General features: G+C 44.8%; 15 protein-coding genes and 4 tRNA genes. 8 read left to right on the forward strand and 11 right to left on the reverse strand.

The window, feature by feature from the left end; all coding sequences use genetic code 11:
- Positions 1–512: 512 nt before the first annotated feature.
- From JFC06_RS04775 to JFC06_RS04810, 8 genes are all read right to left on the reverse strand, one after another.
- A tRNA-Thr gene (locus JFC06_RS04775) sits at positions 513–587 on the reverse strand.
- 100 nt (positions 588–687) lie between these two features.
- Positions 688–761: transfer RNA gene (locus tag JFC06_RS04780), tRNA-Gly, on the reverse strand.
- 84 nt (positions 762–845) lie between these two features.
- Positions 846–929, reverse strand: a tRNA-Tyr gene (locus tag JFC06_RS04785).
- 67 nt (positions 930–996) lie between these two features.
- Positions 997–1,072, reverse strand: a tRNA-Thr gene (locus JFC06_RS04790).
- A gap of 182 nt (positions 1,073–1,254) precedes the next feature.
- Entirely contained in the window at positions 1,255–2,751 is a 1,497-nt protein-coding gene (locus JFC06_RS04795) for an anthranilate synthase component I family protein (RefSeq protein ID WP_198334155.1), read from the reverse strand.
- Between the two features lie 266 nt (positions 2,752–3,017).
- Complete coding sequence (locus JFC06_RS04800) at positions 3,018–4,055, reverse strand: FHA domain-containing protein (RefSeq protein WP_198334156.1); 1,038 nt, start codon at positions 4,053–4,055, stop codon at positions 3,018–3,020.
- A gap of 135 nt (positions 4,056–4,190) precedes the next feature.
- Positions 4,191–5,045, reverse strand: a complete 855-nt coding sequence (locus JFC06_RS04805; protein WP_198334157.1) for an RsiV family protein — start codon at positions 5,043–5,045, stop codon at positions 4,191–4,193.
- Between the two features lie 201 nt (positions 5,046–5,246).
- Positions 5,247–6,842, reverse strand: coding sequence for a peptide chain release factor 3 (locus JFC06_RS04810; RefSeq protein WP_193004632.1), 1,596 nt, complete (start codon positions 6,840–6,842; stop codon positions 5,247–5,249).
- Between the two features lie 318 nt (positions 6,843–7,160).
- On the opposite strand from JFC06_RS04810, the gene JFC06_RS04815 reads away from it, so the two are divergent.
- The 4 genes from JFC06_RS04815 to JFC06_RS04830 all read left to right on the forward strand — a co-directional run bounded on the left by JFC06_RS04815 (position 7,161) and on the right by JFC06_RS04830 (position 12,494).
- Positions 7,161–7,574, forward strand: coding sequence for an Ohr family peroxiredoxin (locus JFC06_RS04815; protein ID WP_198334158.1), 414 nt, complete (start codon positions 7,161–7,163; stop codon positions 7,572–7,574).
- A gap of 196 nt (positions 7,575–7,770) precedes the next feature.
- Positions 7,771–10,737 (forward strand): DNA polymerase I, encoded by a 2,967-nt coding sequence (gene polA, locus JFC06_RS04820; protein ID WP_198334265.1) that lies wholly within the window; start codon positions 7,771–7,773, stop codon positions 10,735–10,737.
- Between the two features lie 462 nt (positions 10,738–11,199).
- The gene (locus JFC06_RS04825) at positions 11,200–11,697 is read left to right on the forward strand and encodes a hypothetical protein (protein ID WP_198334159.1); all 498 of its coding nucleotides are present in this window, start codon (positions 11,200–11,202) and stop codon (positions 11,695–11,697) included.
- 434 nt (positions 11,698–12,131) lie between these two features.
- Positions 12,132–12,494 carry a hypothetical protein gene (locus JFC06_RS04830; protein ID WP_198334160.1) on the forward strand — a complete coding sequence of 121 codons (363 nt, stop codon included), beginning with the start codon at positions 12,132–12,134 and terminating at the stop codon, positions 12,492–12,494.
- Between the two features lie 125 nt (positions 12,495–12,619).
- Here the strand turns inward: JFC06_RS04830 and hemH are convergent, their stop codons facing one another.
- On the reverse strand, positions 12,620–13,639 hold the full coding sequence (gene hemH / locus JFC06_RS04835; RefSeq protein ID WP_193004636.1) for a ferrochelatase: 1,020 nt from the start codon (positions 13,637–13,639) through the stop codon (positions 12,620–12,622).
- A 468-nt stretch (positions 13,640–14,107) separates the two neighbouring features.
- Between hemH and metX the strand changes: the two genes are divergently transcribed.
- The 3 genes from metX to JFC06_RS04850 all read left to right on the forward strand — a co-directional run bounded on the left by metX (position 14,108) and on the right by JFC06_RS04850 (position 17,098).
- On the forward strand, positions 14,108–15,502 hold the full coding sequence (gene metX, locus JFC06_RS04840; RefSeq protein WP_320158227.1) for a homoserine O-acetyltransferase MetX: 1,395 nt from the start codon (positions 14,108–14,110) through the stop codon (positions 15,500–15,502).
- Positions 15,499–16,116 (forward strand): methionine biosynthesis protein MetW, encoded by a 618-nt coding sequence (gene metW, locus JFC06_RS04845; RefSeq protein ID WP_198334162.1) that lies wholly within the window; start codon positions 15,499–15,501, stop codon positions 16,114–16,116. Before metX ends, metW begins: the two co-directional genes overlap by 4 nt.
- 400 nt (positions 16,117–16,516) lie before the next feature.
- Positions 16,517–17,098: a tetratricopeptide repeat protein gene (locus JFC06_RS04850; RefSeq protein ID WP_198334163.1), complete on the forward strand. Its 582-nt coding sequence runs from the start codon at positions 16,517–16,519 to the stop codon at positions 17,096–17,098.
- Positions 17,099–17,173: 75 nt separating this feature from the next.
- Here JFC06_RS04850 and JFC06_RS04855 read toward each other — a convergent pair whose 3' ends face one another.
- Positions 17,174–17,569: a hypothetical protein gene (locus tag JFC06_RS04855; protein ID WP_198334164.1), complete on the reverse strand. Its 396-nt coding sequence runs from the start codon at positions 17,567–17,569 to the stop codon at positions 17,174–17,176.
- Between the two features lie 322 nt (positions 17,570–17,891).
- On the opposite strand from JFC06_RS04855, the gene trhO reads away from it, so the two are divergent.
- Positions 17,892–18,965 carry an oxygen-dependent tRNA uridine(34) hydroxylase TrhO gene (trhO, locus tag JFC06_RS04860; RefSeq protein WP_198334165.1) on the forward strand — a complete coding sequence of 358 codons (1,074 nt, stop codon included), beginning with the start codon at positions 17,892–17,894 and terminating at the stop codon, positions 18,963–18,965.
- A gap of 107 nt (positions 18,966–19,072) precedes the next feature.
- On the opposite strand, the gene serA is transcribed toward trhO, so the two are convergent.
- Positions 19,073–20,299: a phosphoglycerate dehydrogenase gene (serA, locus tag JFC06_RS04865; protein WP_198334166.1), complete on the reverse strand. Its 1,227-nt coding sequence runs from the start codon at positions 20,297–20,299 to the stop codon at positions 19,073–19,075.
- Positions 20,300–20,327: the final 28 nt, after the last annotated feature.

Raw genomic sequence — 20,327 nt, forward strand, 5'->3', positions numbered from 1 at the left:
GTGGCTTGTTGCGTTCAAACTTGGCCTTTGCCATGGGTATTTCCTCTTTTTTTGGTGAATCTTTATCAATCAAAGATCGGTGAATAGCTGTTTGACGGTCTATGATATATATAAAACCATCAAACCGTTGACGCTATGGTTTATCTATCTAAACTATTTTGCAAAACTGTTTTTTGCTCTGTTACTGTCTACGTTTTGATCCAGTATCTGTGTGACCACTGAATACGTAGATATAGACATTATACGTGCTTTTTAATCTATTGAACAACGTAAGGCATTATACGCTACAGCAATGGTTATATTTTATCTTACTAGCAGTTATTAATGAAGCTGTCTTACAAATAGGGATATTATTTATTAATAAACTGACAGCACTAAAAGGCAACACCTCAGTGTCACCTTCAAATCATTACCTGCCACACTGTATTTATAATTTTCAATATCTTATGAATTCAATAACAACGCAAAGCTATATAAATAGCAAAACAAGCAAGTAGGGTTTCACTAATAAATGGAGCTCATATCGAGAATTGAACTCGAGACCTCTCCCTTACCAAGGGAGTGCTCTACCGCTGAGCTATATGAGCGTATATCAAACCTTTAAGCTGCACTAAAAAAAATATCACGATACAGCAAAATAACTGTGGTCGTGATGAATAATTAATAGGCTTTGCGACGGTGTATATATGGAGCGGGTGGCGGGAATCGAACCCGCGTCATTAGCTTGGAAGGCTAAGGTGTTACCATTATACCACACCCGCATTGACTCTCATTCAGATCAACTCTAATCGAGAGTTGTTAACTACAAAGAGTGTGCTTGGCGCTATGACAAACTTTAAAAAATATGGTGGTGGGGGAAGGATTCGAACCTTCGAAGCTTTCGCGACAGATTTACAGTCTGTTGGGTTTGACCGCTCCCCAACCCCACCTTAGGTTGCTTTGAACAAAAATGACTTTCATTTAAGACAAATTCATAAAAAGCTACTTTGAGAGAGATGGTGCCGACTGCCGGGATCGAACTGGCGACCTACTGATTACAAGTCAGTTGCTCTACCAACTGAGCTAAGTCGGCTTGTTCTCTCAAAGTGGAGGCTATTCTATCAAATATTTTGAGATGCGCAAGCCCTTTTTTATCTTTTTTATGATTATTTTAATAATAATTTTCAAGTAATTGATTATGCTGATATTTTTTATAATTAAAAAGATCGTTATTTGGCGCGTTTGTGACCTGCCCTATATTTCTCGGTTAAACGGCTAGCGAATGCGCAAACCATTACATGCCATTTTTACCGCTTTAACCAATGCCAACGCTTTTTTATTGGTCTCATCCCACTCCGCTTCTGGCACAGAATCAGCGACGACGCCAGCACCTGCTTGAATGTGGATCTCACCGCGGCGCATCACAGCGGTACGAATAGCAATCGCTGTGTCCATGTTGCCATGCCAGCCCAGATACCCCACTGAGCCGCCAAACACGGTGCGACGCACAGGCTCTATCTCATCAATGATCTGCATGGCACGGATTTTGGGAGCACCTGTCAGCGTACCTGCTGGGAAGGTGGCACAAAAAACGTCCAATGCGTCTTTATCCGGTGATATGGTGCCCTCCACATTGGACGCGATGTGCATCACTTGTGAGTAGCGCTCCACAAACATCTTTTCGGTGACCTTGACACTGCCATACTCACAAACACGGCCAATATCATTACGACCCAAATCAATGAGCATCAGGTGCTCGGCTATCTCTTTTTCATCATTTAGCAGCTCTTGCTCAAGCGCCAGATCTTCTGCTTCATCTTGACCACGTTTGCGGGTACCAGCGAGCGGTCTCACAGTCACTTTACCGTTTTCAATACGCGATAGTATCTCAGGCGAAGCCCCAATAATGTCAAAGCGCTTATGATCATCAAGCGTATAGCCATGCACCAAAAACAGATAAGGCGATGGATTTAAAAACCGTAGAGCGCGATAGACGGCCAGTGAGTCACCTGTATAGTCGGCTGTCAAACGCTGCGCTGGAACCACCTGCATGACATCGCCTGCTAAGATGTATTCTTTTATCTTATTGACGTCACTACAGTATTTATCTGCGCCGGTTTTTGACGTGAACTTTGGTGTGGGCATCACAGGGGCGCTCAGATTTGGCGTTTCTGCCAGCTTGTCTTCTATTTTTTCTAGATCACGAATGGCTTTACTGTGCCCATCCTCATCATTGCAAACGGCATAAACAATAATAGACAAGGTGTTTTCTAAACTATCGAAAACAATCACGCTCATGGAAAGCATGAGCCACATGTCTGGCATCGACATTGGATTGGGTGCATCAGACAGACCCACCGTTGGCTCTATGACACGTATCATGTCATAGCCAAAGTAGCCGACCAACCCCCCACTAAAGCTCGGTAACGCAGCAATATCGGCTGTCGTTGGCATCTTATACTGCGCCATCAATGTGCGAATAAAGTCAAAAGGGTCATCCACCGCATCGACATCGATATGATCATTTTTTTTGACCGTCATATGGCCGTCTGTATACTGCAAAATCAGCTCGCTACCCAGACCAATCATCGAGTATCGCGCCCAACGCTCCCCGCCGACGACAGACTCAAATAAATACGCAGAACCGTTTAAATCACGCACTTTAGAAAAAACAGATACGGGAGTTTGTGCATCCATTAAACGTTTTTTCACCAGTGGTGCGTGACTAAAGCCACGGTCTTTAAACGCTTGATACTCTTTAAAGGTCATCATAGTAACGCTCTCTTAGCAAAATATTGGCAAAAGATATAAACAGTAGAAACAATAATAAAAATACAAATGAAATATAGCGTCAACACTCTACTGAATGCTGACGCTATAAAAAAAGGCGGGTGATAAACAATGGTTAGAGTGACTGATAATCGATATACGAGTACACCAAAGCTCGCTGACGATCACGCTATCCATAAGGACTGGCCAGTTAGCCAAGCCCCTAACATTTACCCGTACTCACAGCTTGGCGCCTACGTAAAAACCAATTACGCACCGCCCATATTAAATAACCACAGCGCCAGTCCGATCACAAGAATGGCAAGAAATACCCAGATAAACCAACTGCCGCTCGGTTTTTTCTCTACCTGCCCTGCATTGGCTGGGTTACTAACGGCCTGATCCATCGCGTTATTCCCTTCGGTACCGAGATCACGAGACTGGCCTAGATTAGCCGTACCCGAAAACTGAGCGGTGGCCGCCTGCTTAGCACGCAGTACCTCAGGATCAGCTTCTTCTTGTAGTTCAGTTTTGGTCGTCTTATCGTGCTCTGGTTGGACTGCTGGCTCTTCATGTACAACTGGCTCTTCATGTACAACTGGCTCTTCATGTACAACTGGCTCTTCATGTACAACTGGCTCTTCATGTACAACTGGCTGCTCTACTAATGAATCGTTATCGACAGAGACTGTCGGTGTGCTTTGTTTGGTTGTCACAGCTTCCTCCTTGATACCAGTCGCTGGCGATTCTGACACGGTGGCAGCTTCGCTCGATGCTGACTCTACATTATCTGTCGTCGGTAAAAACTCTTCGATACCTGTTTTTTGTACCACAGGCTCTTTAACGGTTGGCTCTTCGTTCATGTGTGCTTCTTTTACAGTCTCAGCAGCTTCTGTTTCAGCCGTATTCGTACTAGCCGCTGTACTCTCTGCCGTCACTGGCGCCAACCCTTCAATATCTTCTGCCTCGTCAACAGGCGCATTCACCTGAAAGCGAAAGCTTGCAAAACCAATCGTATCGCTCACTTGTAAAAGGTGCGATTTATTACCCTCGATACGTTCGTCATTAATAAACGTACCGTTTGATGAGTCCAAATCTTTCACATACAGTTGACCCTCTAATACGCTTAGCACGGCATGGTTACGCGATACTTGCTTGCTGCCGAGCACCACATCATTATCACTGCCACGACCAACAGACAAGCTTTCACTGACCGTTAATGTCAACTCGCCAAGCGCCTCTGTTAGCGCATTAAGCTGCCAAGTGTCTGCGTCTACCGTCGTTTTCACGCTATCTGTATTATTCATTATGCTGTCACTCCTTATTTTCTATTAAAGTTCAAATGGTTCTAAAACAGTATGGCCAGTTTTCTCAAGATTTTTTAAGTATGTTGATGTGAGCTGTAATGCATTATGTAATGACTATTTACGTTATTTATTAAGTTATTTAGGCAAAAAGCGAGGCTTTATCACACCATCAAGCTTACTATACGGGATACTGAGCACGGGCATGCCGTAAGCATAGGGACCGATAGAATAATGCTGATAACGAATATTGATGCCTTTATCCGTCAGTGTCACATTGTCACTTAAGGTAAACGGCCAATTTTTCTCATAGCTGCTGATGTCATCGTCCACCGTTTTCACCCACGTTTTATAAGCATCATAAGCGAGCGCCTTAAAACGTGCCTTCTGACCTGATTGCAGCATGTCATTCAGCTGAATGTGTTTTTTGCTGCTGAGATCAAACATCAAGTACTCACTATAAGGCATACCGTGAGCGCCACCAGTGAAGACATACGTGTTAATTTCAAACAACTCAACGTCATTGATGTGACCTAAGTAGTCCGGCGTTACCGTCAGACTGTAAGCCCATGAACGACCCTCAGGCATGTCTCTCAACTGCGATTTAGCAAAATCATCGATAGCTGCTGTCACCTCTGCCTGACTGCTTATCGTCTTAATAGGCGCTGACTCAGTCGGTTTGCTGTTTACGACTAAGTGATTAATACGGGCGTTGGTAATATCATTTATCCAATCATGATTGGTCTGAAGATATTTAACCTCAATCTCTGGGCAGTTGTCTTTCTCAACACACTGCTCTTGCAGATTTTTAGGCAAAGTATAGTTCAGATAGTCAGTGCTACTAATCAGGCTGCCAGCGTTTGCGGACATAGCCATTGTCCCTAGTAGCACCCCACTCACTAGTAGACCTAACAGACGTGTAGGACTGGCGTTTATCGCTAAGCGCCCCGCCGTTTCTGGGGTTTTGATATCGAAGTGATTCGCAGCGTTCATATATCCTCTTTTATCCACATAAGACGTTACTGAATATTCTACCGTAACCATGGCAACGTATTGTAGGAACACTGTTTGTGTTTTTGAGGTGCTATTCCTACTGAGCACACCCCTAGCCTCATTCAATAGATAAATAATAGTTAATAAAAAAGACACGGCTGGCGTGTCTTAAGAGATGGCTATACCTTATATTTACGGATATTAGTGCTCACGCGTACTACTAAAGGTTACTTCTGGATAACGATCTTGCATCAGCTGCAAATTAACCCGCGATGGCGCAAGATAGGTTAAATAACCACCACCATCTAGCGACAGCTGGTCGTGGGCTTTTTTCTTAAACTTAGCCAGTGCCACTTCATCATCACAGTGAATCCAGCGTACCGTGGCAATCGAGACCGGCTCAAAGATACATTGTACCTTGTACTCTTCTTTGAGACGATGCGCGACCACCTCAAACTGTAGTACACCCACCGCACCCAAGATTAAATCGTTGTTAATCTGCGGCATAAACACCTGTGTTGCACCCTCTTCACTTAACTGCTGTAGACCTTTTTGCAGCGCTTTTGATTTCAGCGGATCTTTTAGCACCACACGGCGGAACAATTCTGGGGCAAAGTGCGGAATACCGGTAAAGTTCAACTCCTCGCCTTCGGTGAAACTGTCACCGATAGAAATCGTCCCATGGTTATGAAGCCCAATAATGTCACCCGGATACGCCTCTTCTAACGCTTCACGGTCACCAGCGAGGAAGGTCAATGCATCGGCAATACGCACGTCTTTACCCAAACGCACATGCTTCATTTTCATGCCTTTCTCGTACTTACCTGAGCAGACGCGTAAAAAAGCAATGCGGTCACGGTGACGCGGATCCATATTTGCCTGAATCTTAAAGACAAACCCACTAAAATCTGTCTCCGTTGCTGCCACTTCACGCTCTTGCGTGGGATGGGATTTTGGCGGCGGCGCATACTTCACTAACGTATCGAGTACCATATTGACACCGAAATTGCCGAGTGCCGTGCCAAACAACACAGGCGTCATCTCACCCGCTAAAAACGCCTCAACACTGAACTCTTCTAACGCCATTTGTACCAGCTCAAGTGATTCTTCAAAGGCATCAAACATCAATGTCCCTAGACGCTCACGTATATCCGGATAATCATAGCCTTCACGGGTCTCAGCCACCGTCATCTTACCGCCATGACCTTTTTGATAAAAGTAAGTCTTATTTTCGGTCAAATGGTACACGCCGATAAAATCTTGTCCCATGCCAATAGGCCAAGTCACAGGAATACATTTAATTTTTAGCACCGCTTCGATTTCACTAAGTAGCTCTAGCGGCTCACGAATCTGACGATCGAGCTTATTGACGAATGAGATAATCGGCGTATCACGCATCCGGCAAACTTCCATCAATTTGATGGTACGTTCTTCGACACCCTTGGCACCGTCCACCATCATCAGCGCGCTATCCACAGCGGTCAAGGTACGATAGGTATCTTCACTAAAGTCGGCGTGACCGGGTGTGTCTAGTAAGTTGACGATGTGGTCTTGATAAGGAAACTGCATGACAGAGGTAGTAATCGAGATACCACGCTCTTGTTCCATACTCATCCAATCTGAGGTGGCATGACGATCTGTTTTGCGGCCTTTGACTTCACCAACCACCTGAATCGCCTGCCCCCACAACAGTAACTTTTCAGTCATGGTAGTCTTACCTGCATCGGGATGCGAGATGATGGCAAAGGTACGGCGTTTGGCAACTTCTTTGGCTAATTTTTTTGGATCTACGCTCATAGTTTTCGGCTTCAACGGTTGTGTCATTTAGAAATCAATCTAAATAAATAGAATAAATAATGAGCGTATTGTAGCGGATTTAGCAGAATGGTGCAGAATAAGCGTATAAAAAAACCCGCTCTAATCGTCAAACACAGAGTGTCAGTCGCCTTTTTGGTGGCAATTTATGACAGGGTGTTTGGCCTCGTACTTACAAATACACAGTATATGTTTACGACTGACCTATATAGGAACTTCACTAGTTTGTTATGCTAAATCCCATATTAAAATTTACCGCTTAAATATAAAAATTCAAAATATTAAAATAAAGGATGTGTTATGAAAACATTATATTCTACTAAAGCTACGGTTACTGGCGGTCGCATGGGTACAGCAACGCTAAGCGATAGTGATCTTGAAATAAACATGGCACCGCCAGGCGGCAACCAGAAGGGCAATAATCCTGAGCAGTTACTTGCTATGGGTTACGGGGCTTGTTTTGATAGCGCCTTGGGTGTGGTCAAAAAAATGGAAAGCGCAAGCTTCGGTTCAACGACTGAAACTTCTGTTGATTTGTTACAAGGTGACAATCATGAGTACAAACTTTCCGTAAAAATTCACGTCATTGCTGATAGCACTGATCTATCAGCGGACGACATTCAAAAACTGGTCGAAAAAGCCCACCAAGTTTGTCCCTATTCAAAAGCGACCCGTGGCAATATCGATGTAGAAGTCACCTCAGAAGTAAAATAAGCAGTTAGGGCTTATCTTTACAGAAAAGGTTTCGTATAAAAGAATCCAGTCAGCGCTGGATTCTTTTTTATTTTAGATTTTGGAAAACCCTAGAATATCTCGTAACGGTTAAGCAGTTCGGCACGCGCTGATTTTAGCGTTATAATAAGCACATATTTTATCTAACAGATACTAAGTGACTTTTATGAGCGATAATATGAGCGACAGTAATCACAACTCCCACCAGGCACTCGACCCCAAAGCCCTACCAAACTTTGACACCATGCCCAATGTCGCGACCATGGACACCAGTCACGTCGACAAAGACCAACCGCCTTTTATTTTGGTTGATGGCTCTTATTATCTATTTCGTACTTATCACGCTTTACCAAAAACCATGCAAAACTCGCAAGGGCTGGTAACCAATGCCATTCGTGGCACGCTCAATGCGCTGCTAAAACTGATGCGTCGTTATCATCCAACCCATATGGCCGTGTGTTTTGATACCAAGTCGCCGACTTTTCGCCATCATATGTCTGCTGATTACAAGGCGGCTCGTCCACCCATCGATGTAGAGTTGGTAGAACAGATTCCTTACATTCATCGTTTAGTGATCGCGTTAGGCATTCCGCTGTTACGCATCGAAGGCGCAGAAGCCGATGACATTATCGGCACACTGGCCCACCGTGCGGTTGAACAAGGTCATCATGTGGTCATCTCCACGGGCGATAAAGACATGATGCAGCTGGTCAATGACTGCGTGATACTAGAAGACAGCTTTACTGGTAAAGTGACGGACACCCAAGCGGTCATTGATAAATTCGGTATCAACCCAAATCAAATGATTGATTTTTTAACTTTAATGGGTGACGCCTCTGACGGTATCAAAGGCGTGCCTGGTATCGGTAAAAAAACCGCGAAAGACCTGCTTATTGAGTATGGCACCATTGACAATATGTTAAAGCACATTGGCTTTATTAAAGGCCGCGGAGCCAAAGGTCTGATTGAGCACGCAGACGATATTCCGTTCAATGCAAAGCTGGCCACTATCGTCACAGATTTGGAGATCGGTCAAGACTGGAATGACTTAAAAATCAATACAGACCCTTGTGCCCACATAAATGAGTTGCGCGAGCTGTATGGTGAGCTTGAGTTTAGAAATGAGCTGGCATCGCTTGATCATCCCAACCATCCCGCCAATGCTAATGGGAACGGCTCGCAAAGTGTCGCTGATAGCCAAGCGGATGCCAAATCCCAAGCGCAAATCGCCAAATCGCTACAATCAACCAAGATCGACAATATCAAAGACAGTAAACATCATGACAAAGCATGGCACACTGTTTTAGATGAGCCGGCATTTGATAATTTGGTCAAATTATTAGAATCTGCGCCGCACTTCGTCATTGATACCGAGACGACCAGCGTTCACTGGCGCGAGGCACAAATCGTCGGTCTATCTTTTGCCGTACAAGCCCATGAAGCTTATTATATACCGCTAACGCACAGCTTAGAGGGCGATGAGCTGACAGCCAAGCAACTTGACCGCGACATGGTATTGGCACGCTTAAAGCCTATTTTAGAAAACCCAAGCATTGGTAAAATCGGTCAACATTTAAAATACGACGCTCATATCCTCGCCCACTCCGGTATTGACCTCATCGGTGCCATCCATGAGCAGCCAAATAACTGGGCAATGGATACCATGCTCGCCAGCTATGTGATTAATGCGGCTGTCACTCGTCATGGTATGGACGATCTGGCACGGCACTATCTGCAAACGCAAACCATCAGCTATGAAGATGTCGCTGGCAAAGGGGCGAAACAAGTCACCTTTGATCAAGTCGCCATTGATATCGCCAGTGACTACGCGTGTGAAGATGCCGATATCACTTATCAGCTGTTTGACGTGTTTAGCGTCGAGCTTGCTAATGACGCCAATAATGCCAAATTACTCCATGAGCTAGAGATTCCAACGGCCCAAATACTTTGTCAAATGGAAGCGCACGGTATCCTAATCAAACGCTCATTTTTGAACGAGCTGTCCAAACGCTTTGATGAAGAAATCATTGCCTTAGAAAAACGCGCGTATGAAGTCGCTGGCGAAGCATTTAACTTAGGCTCACCGAAACAGCTTGGTGAGATGCTGTTTGACAAACTGGGCGTCCCTGGTGGTAAAAAAACCAAGTCTGGTCAATACTCAACAGGTGAGGCGGTCTTGTCAAAGATTGACCATCCATTGGTTGAAATCGTCCTTGAATATCGCGGTCTTTCTAAGCTAAAAAGTACTTATACCGATGCGCTTGATAATGTGGCAGATGCTAAGACTGATCGCGTCCATACCAGCTACCATCAAGCATTAACCAGTACGGGCAGGCTGTCCTCAACCGATCCTAACTTGCAAAACATTCCGATCCGTACGGCCACAGGTCGCCTGATTCGCCAAGCCTTTATCGCACCAGAAGGTCGCGTGATCTTGGCCGCGGATTACTCACAAATTGAACTGCGTTTGATGGCGCATTTTTCAGGCGATAGCAACCTGACTCGTGCCTTTAACGAAGGGCTGGATATTCACGCGGCCACCGCGGCCGAAGTGCTTGGAAAGGATGTCTCAGACGTGACACCAACCGAGCGCCGTAATGCCAAAGCCATTAACTTTGGACTGCTCTATGGTATGAGCGCCTTTGGCCTTGCCAAGCAGATACAAATGAGTCGCGGCGAAGCGCAAGATTATATCGATATGTACTTTGAGCGTTATCCAGGCGTCAAGAACTATATGATCAACACGCGTACCAGCGCTTATGAGCAAGGCTATGTCGAGACGATACTGGGTCGCAAACTCTACACGCCCGATATCACTCACAGCAATCGTATGGTCAAACAGGGCGCTGAGCGTGCGGCGATCAATGCACCGCTACAAGGCTCTGCCGCTGATTTGATTAAACTTGCCATGATTGCCGTTGATAAAGTATTACCAAAAGATCAGGCCAAAATGCTGCTACAAGTGCATGATGAATTGGTATTTGAAGTTGATACGGATAAAGTGGATGAGATTAGCCAGTTGATTACCGATGCGATGCAAGATGTCTTGACCACGACAGCGGTAGATAAAGGTTGGAGTGTAGACTTTGCCGTGCCGTTACTCGTTGAGACTGATAGTGGGCAAAACTGGGATGAGGCGCATTAATCGCTGATTTCAGTTGGCTAAGATATAAAATGAGTTGGTTTTTTAAGCGCTCAAAAAAAAGCGCAAAGAAAGCCAACTCACCAGTGCTAATGCGCACTAACATAACAGTTTGGAGAGTACAGTCGATTCACTTTAAGAACGATATAAGGCGACTGGAATGAATTTTTCGCAGCCTCTGTATTAGCAGCAAGCAAGGAAAATTGATACCAGTCGCATGTCGCTATTAACGTATCAATTTTATTTTGTACTGCCTATAGTTAATCATCATACTTATGGTTAAACACGTTGTGCTGTCCAGCTTAACCTTTCCTTATGACCAGTTGGTTAATATAACTAACTGACCACAACAAATTTGGCGTTATAATAGCCGTCTATTAAATAGTATGTCATTGGATAATTTTCGATCTACGGTGAGCCTTTGCGCTCACTTTTTTATTTTTCAAAAACTAGGAGTTTCCTACTTTGGCTTCAGATGGCATCATTGAAATCCCTGGCAACTTGCTCTTGTTCGCCTGTTTGCTACGTTGCGCGCAATATCTTTGGCAGAGCCATCTTAAACAAACACGGGCTTTTTGGTTGGCTGCGGCACTGATATTTTTTACTGTGATACGCCGCGAATTGAACTACCTACCAGATTTATTTGTACCCAGTGACTTCTCATTTCTCAGCCAATCTTATGACTGGTGGGAAGATAGCATTTTGACCGTTATTTACCTCGTTGCGCTTGGCTTGCTGGCTTACTCAAGGCATTATCTTTATGCGGTATTGAAGCGCGTTCCTGTTTCTCTTTATCTCAGTGTCACGGCATTGGCGGTAATACAATATATGGGAGAAAATGCGATTATGTTCCCTCACACTATTGGCGGTATCGTCGAAGAGTTGACTGAAACGGTGATCTACACTATCGCTTTGGTTTATTTATGGCGATTGCACTTGAGCGATTATAGTGGTCAACCATAGAGCGTAAGCAAGCCATAACGTCCTCCGACATCACGAACAATGCCGCGACCCTCTTACAGACACTGGCCAAAACTGTGCCCAGCTCCTCGATGCATTTGGTCAATACCAGATTGGTGCCAACTAAGTCTTTAACATGATGTCATTACACCCCTCAAAAACTCATTATCATCTTATAAATTTCCATGACAGCTACTCAATATGAGTGGCCGTTGTTACTTGTCCTCACACGCTCATCGCTTGCGCTGCCGCTCTATTGATAAAATTACTGTCTCTCCTCTCTATACTCTAGCGGGTCTTCTTGAGTTATTGTTCGGGCTGTCTTACATTTTTTGAACATGCTGTGACAGCATACTACTATGAGTGGTCAATATAACGCGTCACACTATTCTTGATAAACAAAACCAATAATAACCATCGATAGTAAGGAACCCATTATGGACAACTCAAAAACCCCACTACCAAAAGAGATGGATCAAATTGATGGCAATGCCCGTCGCAACAATGACAATAACGATGTCACTCTAGATAACCAAGACAACCAGTTAGTCGATTTAGACAACCCTATGCTACATACAACTGATGATGACGACGTGATTGATAACAGGGCAGGTTTTGATAATTCAGAAGTCGGCACGGATGCAACTCAAGGTTTGACGCCCATACATCGTCAGAATATCGATGAAGCACGTGTTGATGAGGTGTTGGTTCAAGACAACCTTGATGACAGTGACTATCCAGATGTGGTAGACATCGCGGATAAAGAAGCGGCAGAACGTAGTAATGATGATGATTTTTAATAAAGCCACTTAAACCATTTTTTGGGTTTAGGCGTGTGTGCCTTATTTGCAACATAAAAGCCCCTTTATTGCTATTATTTTACTGTTATTAAAGGGGCTTTTGATACGAAAACAAACGTAACTATTTACGCCCAACCTTCTAACGTTCCCGCCCAGCCTTGTACTAAGGGCACACTTAGGGCTTCGAGCAAATCAATGTGAGCCTCATCAAGGTTTAGTGCTGGAATATAATGATACTCTTGCCCGCCAGCATTCAAAAAGTTATCACGGTTTTCAATCGCCAGCTCCTCTAACGTCTCGAGGCAATCCGCTGAGAAGGCAGGGCTGATGACTTGTACCGAACGTACCCCTGACTTGCCCCAATCCTCCAGCACCACATCGGTATAGGGCTTGACCCACTCTTGTTTGCCAAAGCGTGATTGAAAGCTGATAATCCATTCATCGGCTTGCAAACCAAGCGCGTGCGCCACTTGCGCCGCCGTACACTTACAACGCTTAGGATATGGATCACCTTTGTCCGCATAAGGTTGCGGGATACCATGAAAGCTAAACATGAGCTTATCAGGCTTGCCATGCTCTGCTTGAAAACGACGTACCGAATCGGCCAGTGCTTGAATGTACAGTGGGTGGGCAAAGTAATCTTTAACAATCGTATAGTTTGGCAAGTTGCGTTGCTTGAGCGTCCACTTAGTGAGCGCATCATACACCGCCCCACCTGAAGAAGCCGAATACTGAGGGAACAAAGGCAAGATGACGAAATGGTCAACCCCTTCACCGCGCAACGTATCCATCACCTCAGGCAATCCAGGATTACCATAACTCATCGCTGGATGTACAGAGACACGAAAGGGGCCCGCACTATCCCCCAAACGCGGCTCTAACAACTCAACTTGGCGCTTTAGTATCTTACGAATCGGCGAGTCCCCTTCCCAAATGCTGGCATAAGCCTTTGCCACGCGTTTAGGGCGACTGGGCAAAACAAACAGGTTTAGAATAATCGCCCACAAGAATTTTGGGATTTCAATCACCCGTGGGTCTGACAAAAACTGTTTTAGGTAACGACGCACCGCAGGCGCGGTCGGCTCATCAGGTGTACCAAGGTTAACTAATAGGACGGCGATACGGGGTGGCAGTTCAGGTTTCATAGCAGCACTGTTTTAGGAGTAGGTTAATTAGAGAAAAACATGGGATCATGTCAAAGATTAGCAGATAAAAGAGTGTTAAGTCATTATTGAATGAACGCCCGATTAGTGTAGCATTTTATCCCTTAACAACGCATGAGAAAAGATCACTTATATCGTATGATACTCGATCACTATTCTTTATCACCCACCATTATCTATCTATTATACCGTCACGATAAAAACTCGGCTCAAAAGATGTCCCTCGAAGGTTGTACTCATATGCGCATCACCATACAATAGGCAAGCGCGTTGTAGTAAACAAAGTGTAGGTAAAAAAACGTAGGTAAAAACAATGTCGGCAACACAGCCTATCGACATATTGCCATTTTATTTTATTGATGATTGTTGTCTTGCGAGGTAGCTTTGAACGCACGCCCTGATAATACCAGTGACCAGCTCCCAAAAGATGAAGCTGATTTGACTAGCCAAGTGGACACTGTTGGCTCAGTTGGGCTTGTCACGCCCGAGATTTTTCACTTCCCTGAGCCATTAACCTTAGAGTGCAATCGTACCCTGCCCTCGTTTGACTTGATCGTCGAAACTTATGGCACGCTCAACCGCGATAAGTCGAATGCCATACTTATTTGTCATGCGCTGTCAGGCAGCCATCATGCGGCAGGTTTTCATAGTGCCGATGACAAAAAGGCTGGCTGGTGGGACAACATGATTGGCCCGAATAAAGCCATCGACACCAATCAATTCTATGTGGTGTGTGTCAACAATATCGGTAGCTGCTTTGGCTCCACAGGCCCCACAACGATCAATCCAGACCGCGTCAGCTCAGACGAGCATCATTTAGACAAACCACATACAAGTGATCATAACGAAGCTCAAGTTTATGGGCCTGATTTCCCTTTGGTCACCATTAAAGACTGGGTAAAAACCCAAGCCATGCTGTCAGACCGCCTAGGCATTGACGTTTGGCACGCCATCGTCGGTGGCTCAATGGGCGGGATGCAGGCGCTACAATGGTCGGTTGATTACCCAGATAGGCTTAAGCGCTGTGTGGTGATTGCCAGTACCCCCAAGCTGTCCGCACAAAATATCGCCTTCAATGAAGTCGCGCGTCAGTCCATTCTCTCTGATCCTGACTTCAAAGACGGGCGCTACTTACAAGCAGGCACTTATCCTCGTCGTGGCCTGATCCTAGCGCGCATGGTCGGACATATCACCTATTTGACCGATGACGCCATGAAAGCCAAATTCGGCCGTGATTTAAAATCCGGCAAGTTTATGTATGGCTACGATGTCGAGTTCCAAGTCGAAAGCTATCTACGCTATCAGGGCGAACGCTTTAGCGAAAACTTCGATGCCAATACATATTTGCTAATGACCAAGGCGCTAGATTACTTTGATCCGACGCGTGATTATCCAGCAGCACTGGCAACAGAATCGACAGAACCATTAGTCCCACTTGAGGACTCAATTGGCGCATCAGTCGAAGCCACCAAGAAAGCCACTCAAAATGCACTAGAAGAGACGGTAACCTCGATAGATGAGGGCGAGAATAACCGTCAGCAAGAGCTTAACGCACTTAAAGCCGCCTTTGCTCACACCCAGTGCCAATATTTGGTCGTGTCATTCACCACTGACTGGCGCTTTGCCCCAGAGCGCTCACAAGAGATTGTCGATGCGCTGATGGCCACGGGTAAGCCGGTCAACTACATTAATGTCGATGCACCGCACGGTCATGACTCATTCTTATTTGATATTCCGCGTTATATGGGCGCCGTCAAAGGGTTTTTAACCGCGCCATTTATAACAGGTAGCCTGCCGAAAAACAGCCGCGGTAACAGTCATCAAAAAACAGGAGCGCGCTCATGAGAATGGACCATCAGTTGGCTGAGCGCTGGATTGCCCCGCACTCACACGTGCTCGACTTGGGCTGCGGTAATGGCGAGCTGCTCGCGCACTTGCAACAAAACCGCGGTGTGTCGGGATATGGGCTGGAGATTGATGAAGAAAAAATCAATGACGGCATTGCCAAAGGTCTATCTATTATTGAGCAAGATCTCAATGATGGTTTAGCACGTTTCGCTGATAACAGCTTTGACACTGTCGTTATGGCGCGGGCCCTACAAGCGGTAAAATCACCAGATGTATTATTGCTTGATATGCTGCGGGTGGCTCGCGAGGCCGTCATTACCTTTCCTAACTTTGCTCACTGGCAAAACCGCCTACACTTGGGACTAAAAGGCCTCATGCCCGTCTCAGAAGCTCTGCCTTATGAATGGTATAACACCCCAAATATTCATCTGTGTACCTTTAAAGACTTTGAGCAGCTGTGCGCCAAGCACGATATTCATATCATCAACCGCTTTGCGGTCAGTGACTCTGAGAAAGGTCACACGACTCTAATGAAGTCGTTGATACGACAAGCTCCCAATCTGTTGGCCGATGTGGCTATTTACCGTGTCACCAAACAACAGCCAAAATAATCCAAAGGTTTATTAATGAGCGTGCAGCGGTTCCATAAGGACAGTTTTTAACCTTAACACGGTATTAATCCTTTATTGCGCTTAAGTAACTCTATGATTTTATTGAAGACAATGAAGTACAAATAGGAATTAAATCGTGTAATTAGTATTTGAGTTTCGTAAGTTTGGGTGTTAAGCTAGCAAAATAGTGTCAATCGCACCATGTTTTTCACCGTTTATCGGTTGAATTCAGGCCATCTGCCATGACTTTATGCGTTGTCACACTACAATGATGAATGATATTGCTAATAATTAGGTAAGTTGCTAAAGCAAGATTTCACCTAATTGTTATCACCGTCTAAACGGATTTGACGGTACAACTTTTTCTTTTGCTTATTAACTGCCTAATTTTGGAGCTGCTATGAAATTATTAAAAGCTGCGTTGTTTACTGCCTTATTTTCTTGTGCCGGTATTGCCAACGCTGAGTTAATATCAAACGTACCACTGGACACGTCACGCTTTGAGCTGATGCCTATCAGTGAGCTATCCAATCGTGCGGCTCAAGGTAATGACCATGCTCAGTTTTACCTAGCCAAGCGTTTGCAAAAAGGTGAAGGGGTTGCCCAAAACACGCAACAAGCGATTCAGTGGTACACCAAAGCAGCAAACCAAGGCGTCGCTCCTGCTCAATTGAACCTTGCCATCATGTACTTACGCGGTGAAGGTGTCCAACCAAACTTGCAACAAGCCCGTGTTTGGTTAGAGAAAGCCGCCATGCGTGGCGATAACCGTGCTAGCTATACGCTTGCGTTGTTAGACGAAAAGCAAAAAAATCTTGTCGATGCGTATAAATGGTACGACTTGGCTGCCCGTGATGGTATGCTCGATGAAAAAGTCCGTAACAAAGCCCGCGGCAAAATCGGTCAGTTGGCATTGAACTTATCAAGTGCAGATATCGCGAGCGCCCGCAACCAAGCGGATACTTGGTTCCAGAGTAAGTAAGTTTAACAAAATACAATTTTAGTTTAAAAATAAAAATCCAGCCTTTGAGCTGGATTTTTTATTATTGGCTTCTTATTATTCATCATCATAAATTTGCTGTATCGTTTTACCACCTTTAAACTTAATAACTCTTTTAGTTATTTTTCGACCCTCACCACTTGCTCCTAAACTTAATCCTTCATTACTACCTCTAGCTCCAACGTGACCTTCGCCTGAAATATCATAATATTCTTCTATTTCTACTTCTTCAGCGTTTTCTATTCTTCTAGCAATAGCCATTTCTTGAGCAGCTTTAGCCTGATTCTGTAAAACACGTGCTCTAATATCCTCTTTGATAGATTCTTCTTCTAACACTTTCAAGTTAGATTGGTCGGTGTCATCGCTAAAATCTTGGATACGACTATTGAGAACTTCATAAAGCACCTGAGATGGAAACATTGCTGCTCTTAATATATTTAATGGATCTACCATAATAATTCCTAAAATTTAATCATAAGTAGATTGAATAATAGCATTAGTATTACTTTGGCATTTGAAAATTTTTTTCATCCAAAAGGCTTATATTTCTAGTTGCTAAACACCTTTAAAATATCATTCTGACTATGATATTTTAAAGGTGCTACTACAATGCTACATTCAATTAGAACATTAATATTTTTAAGTTTCAAAACCCACCCAAAATTTGCTACACTACGCGCGCATTGGCCAATTCCACAATTGCACCAATGTTTTATCACTTCAAAAAACTTAACGTATTGCACTAGGTTTGCGACCTAGCCAGCAGGAGAAAGACATGAGTACGACCCAAGATAGTAATATCCAAGATACCACTGTAATTGATGATAAGTCCGCCCCCGCCTACGATAGCGTCACTAATAATATCGTTGTGGCCGCTCTTTATAAATTCACGCGCTTTGCTGATTTTGAGCAATACCGTGAGCCAATTTTAAACACTATGCTCGATAATGACGTCAAAGGTACCTTGTTAATCGCAAGCGAGGGCATTAACGGTACGATTTCTGGCACGCGCCAAGGTATTGATACTGTCCTTGAGTATCTACGTAGTATCGAAGCGATTGGCAGCTTTACCTTTAAAGAGTCTTATACCGACGCCCAGCCTTTTTATCGCACCAAAGTAAAGCTCAAAAAAGAAATCGTGACTATGGGCGTAGAAAACATCGACCCACTACAGTCAGTCGGTCGTTATGTGAAGCCTAGTGAGTGGAATGCGCTAATCTCAGATCCAGACGTTATTCTCATTGATACGCGAAACGACTATGAGGTAAAAATCGGTACGTTCCAAAATGCCGTCAACCCCAACACGGAAACTTTCCGCGAGTTTCCAGAATATGTGGCAAAAGAGCTGGATCCCGCGAAGCATAAAAAAGTTGCGATGTTTTGTACGGGCGGTATCCGCTGTGAAAAGTCCACCGCTTATATGCGTGAGCAAGGGTTTGAAGAGGTCTATCATTTAGAAGGTGGTATCTTAAAGTATCTGGAAGAAGTCCCGGCCAGTGACTCTATGTGGCAAGGCGACTGCTTTGTCTTTGACAATCGCGTTTCGGTCAATCACAACTTAGAAAAAGGCAACTATGAGCAGTGTTTTGCCTGCCGTATGCCCATCACTGCTGAGGACATGCAGAGCCTTGCCTATGTTAAAGGCGAGTCATGCCCGCATTGTATTGACAAAGCCACCGATGAGCAAAAAGCCCGTTTCCGTGAGCGTGAGCATCAAATGCAGTTAGCCAAAAAACGTGGCGAAGCCCACATTGGTAGCGACGTCATCGATGTAATAGAAAAACGCAAAGCCGCTAAAATTGAAGCGCGCCTGCAAGCAGAAGCGGCTAATCATATCAAAGCTGACTAGGCTGTCGCCTGATGCCATAAAAAAAGAGATGACCTATTTACTAGGGCATCTCTTTTTTAACACAGTTTTTTATGGGGAGTTGTAGATTCAGGCAATCAACGCTGTTATTAGAACAAAATACGCACGCGGATGGTTTCTTCGACGTCTTTGAGCTGGTCTAGCGCGGCATCTGAATCGTTATAGTCAACATCCATCACCAGATAACCGACATCGCCTTCTGTCATTAGGCTCTGTGCGAGGATGTTAATCCCTGCTTCAGCGAACAGACGGTTGATCTGTGACAATACGCCCGGTACGTTTTTATGTATATGGAGCAGACGATGCGAGTTTTCTTTAAACGGTACAGAAACTTCTGGGAAGTTGACAGCGGTCGCGGTATCGCCTTGATCGGAATATCTGACGAACTTATCTGCGACTTCAAGGCCGATATTGGCCTGTGCTTCTTGCGTTGAGCCACCGATATGCGGTGTCAAGATGACATTGTCAAACTTACGCAGTGGTGATTCAAACTCTTCATCCGCAGATTTTGGCTCTTTTGGGAACACGTCAATGGCCGCGCCCAATATCTTTCCAGACTCAAGCGCAGCAGCCAGATCATCAATCTCGACACAAGTACCGCGAGCGGCGTTGATAAAGTAGCTGCCCTCTTTCATTTGCGCGAACTGCTCCGCTTTCATCATGTAACGCGTGCTTGGCACATCAGGGACGTGCAACGTCACGATATCAGCCGTTGATAGCAGCTCCTCTAAGCTTCCTACTTGTACGGCATTGCCTAGTGGCAGTTTGGTCACGGCGTCATGATAGATGACTTTCATACCGAAGCTTTCTGCCAACACAGACAACTGCGAGCCAATAGAGCCATAACCGACGATACCGATGGTTTTACCACGCACTTCATGTGAGTTGGTTGCAGACTTGCCCCAACCGCCGCGATGCACGGTTGCATTTTTTTCGGGGATACCGCGGTACAGCATGATGGCTTCAGCCAATACCAGCTCAGCCACTGAACGGGTGTTAGAAAATGGCGCATTAAAAACGGGAATGCCAAGATCACGAGCCGCTTCCAGATCTACTTGATTGGTACCAATACAAAAGCAGCCAATACCGATAAGCTTATGTGCGTGCTCAAGGACGTCGCGTGTCAACTGAGTACGCGAACGAATACCAATAAAATGGGCATCCTTGATTTTTTCGATCAGCTCATCTTGATCTAGGGCGTGACTGATATTCTCGATGTTGTGATAGCCCGCTCCTTCTAGTACTTTTAACGCATTGTCATGCAGGCCTTCGAGCAATAAAAACCGGATTTTGTCTTTTTGTAGTGATAACGCCATATGAGAACTGTCCTATAATTGCTTATAA

Source organism: Psychrobacter namhaensis (genome assembly GCF_016107545.1).
GTDB lineage: Bacteria > Pseudomonadota > Gammaproteobacteria > Pseudomonadales > Moraxellaceae > Psychrobacter > Psychrobacter namhaensis.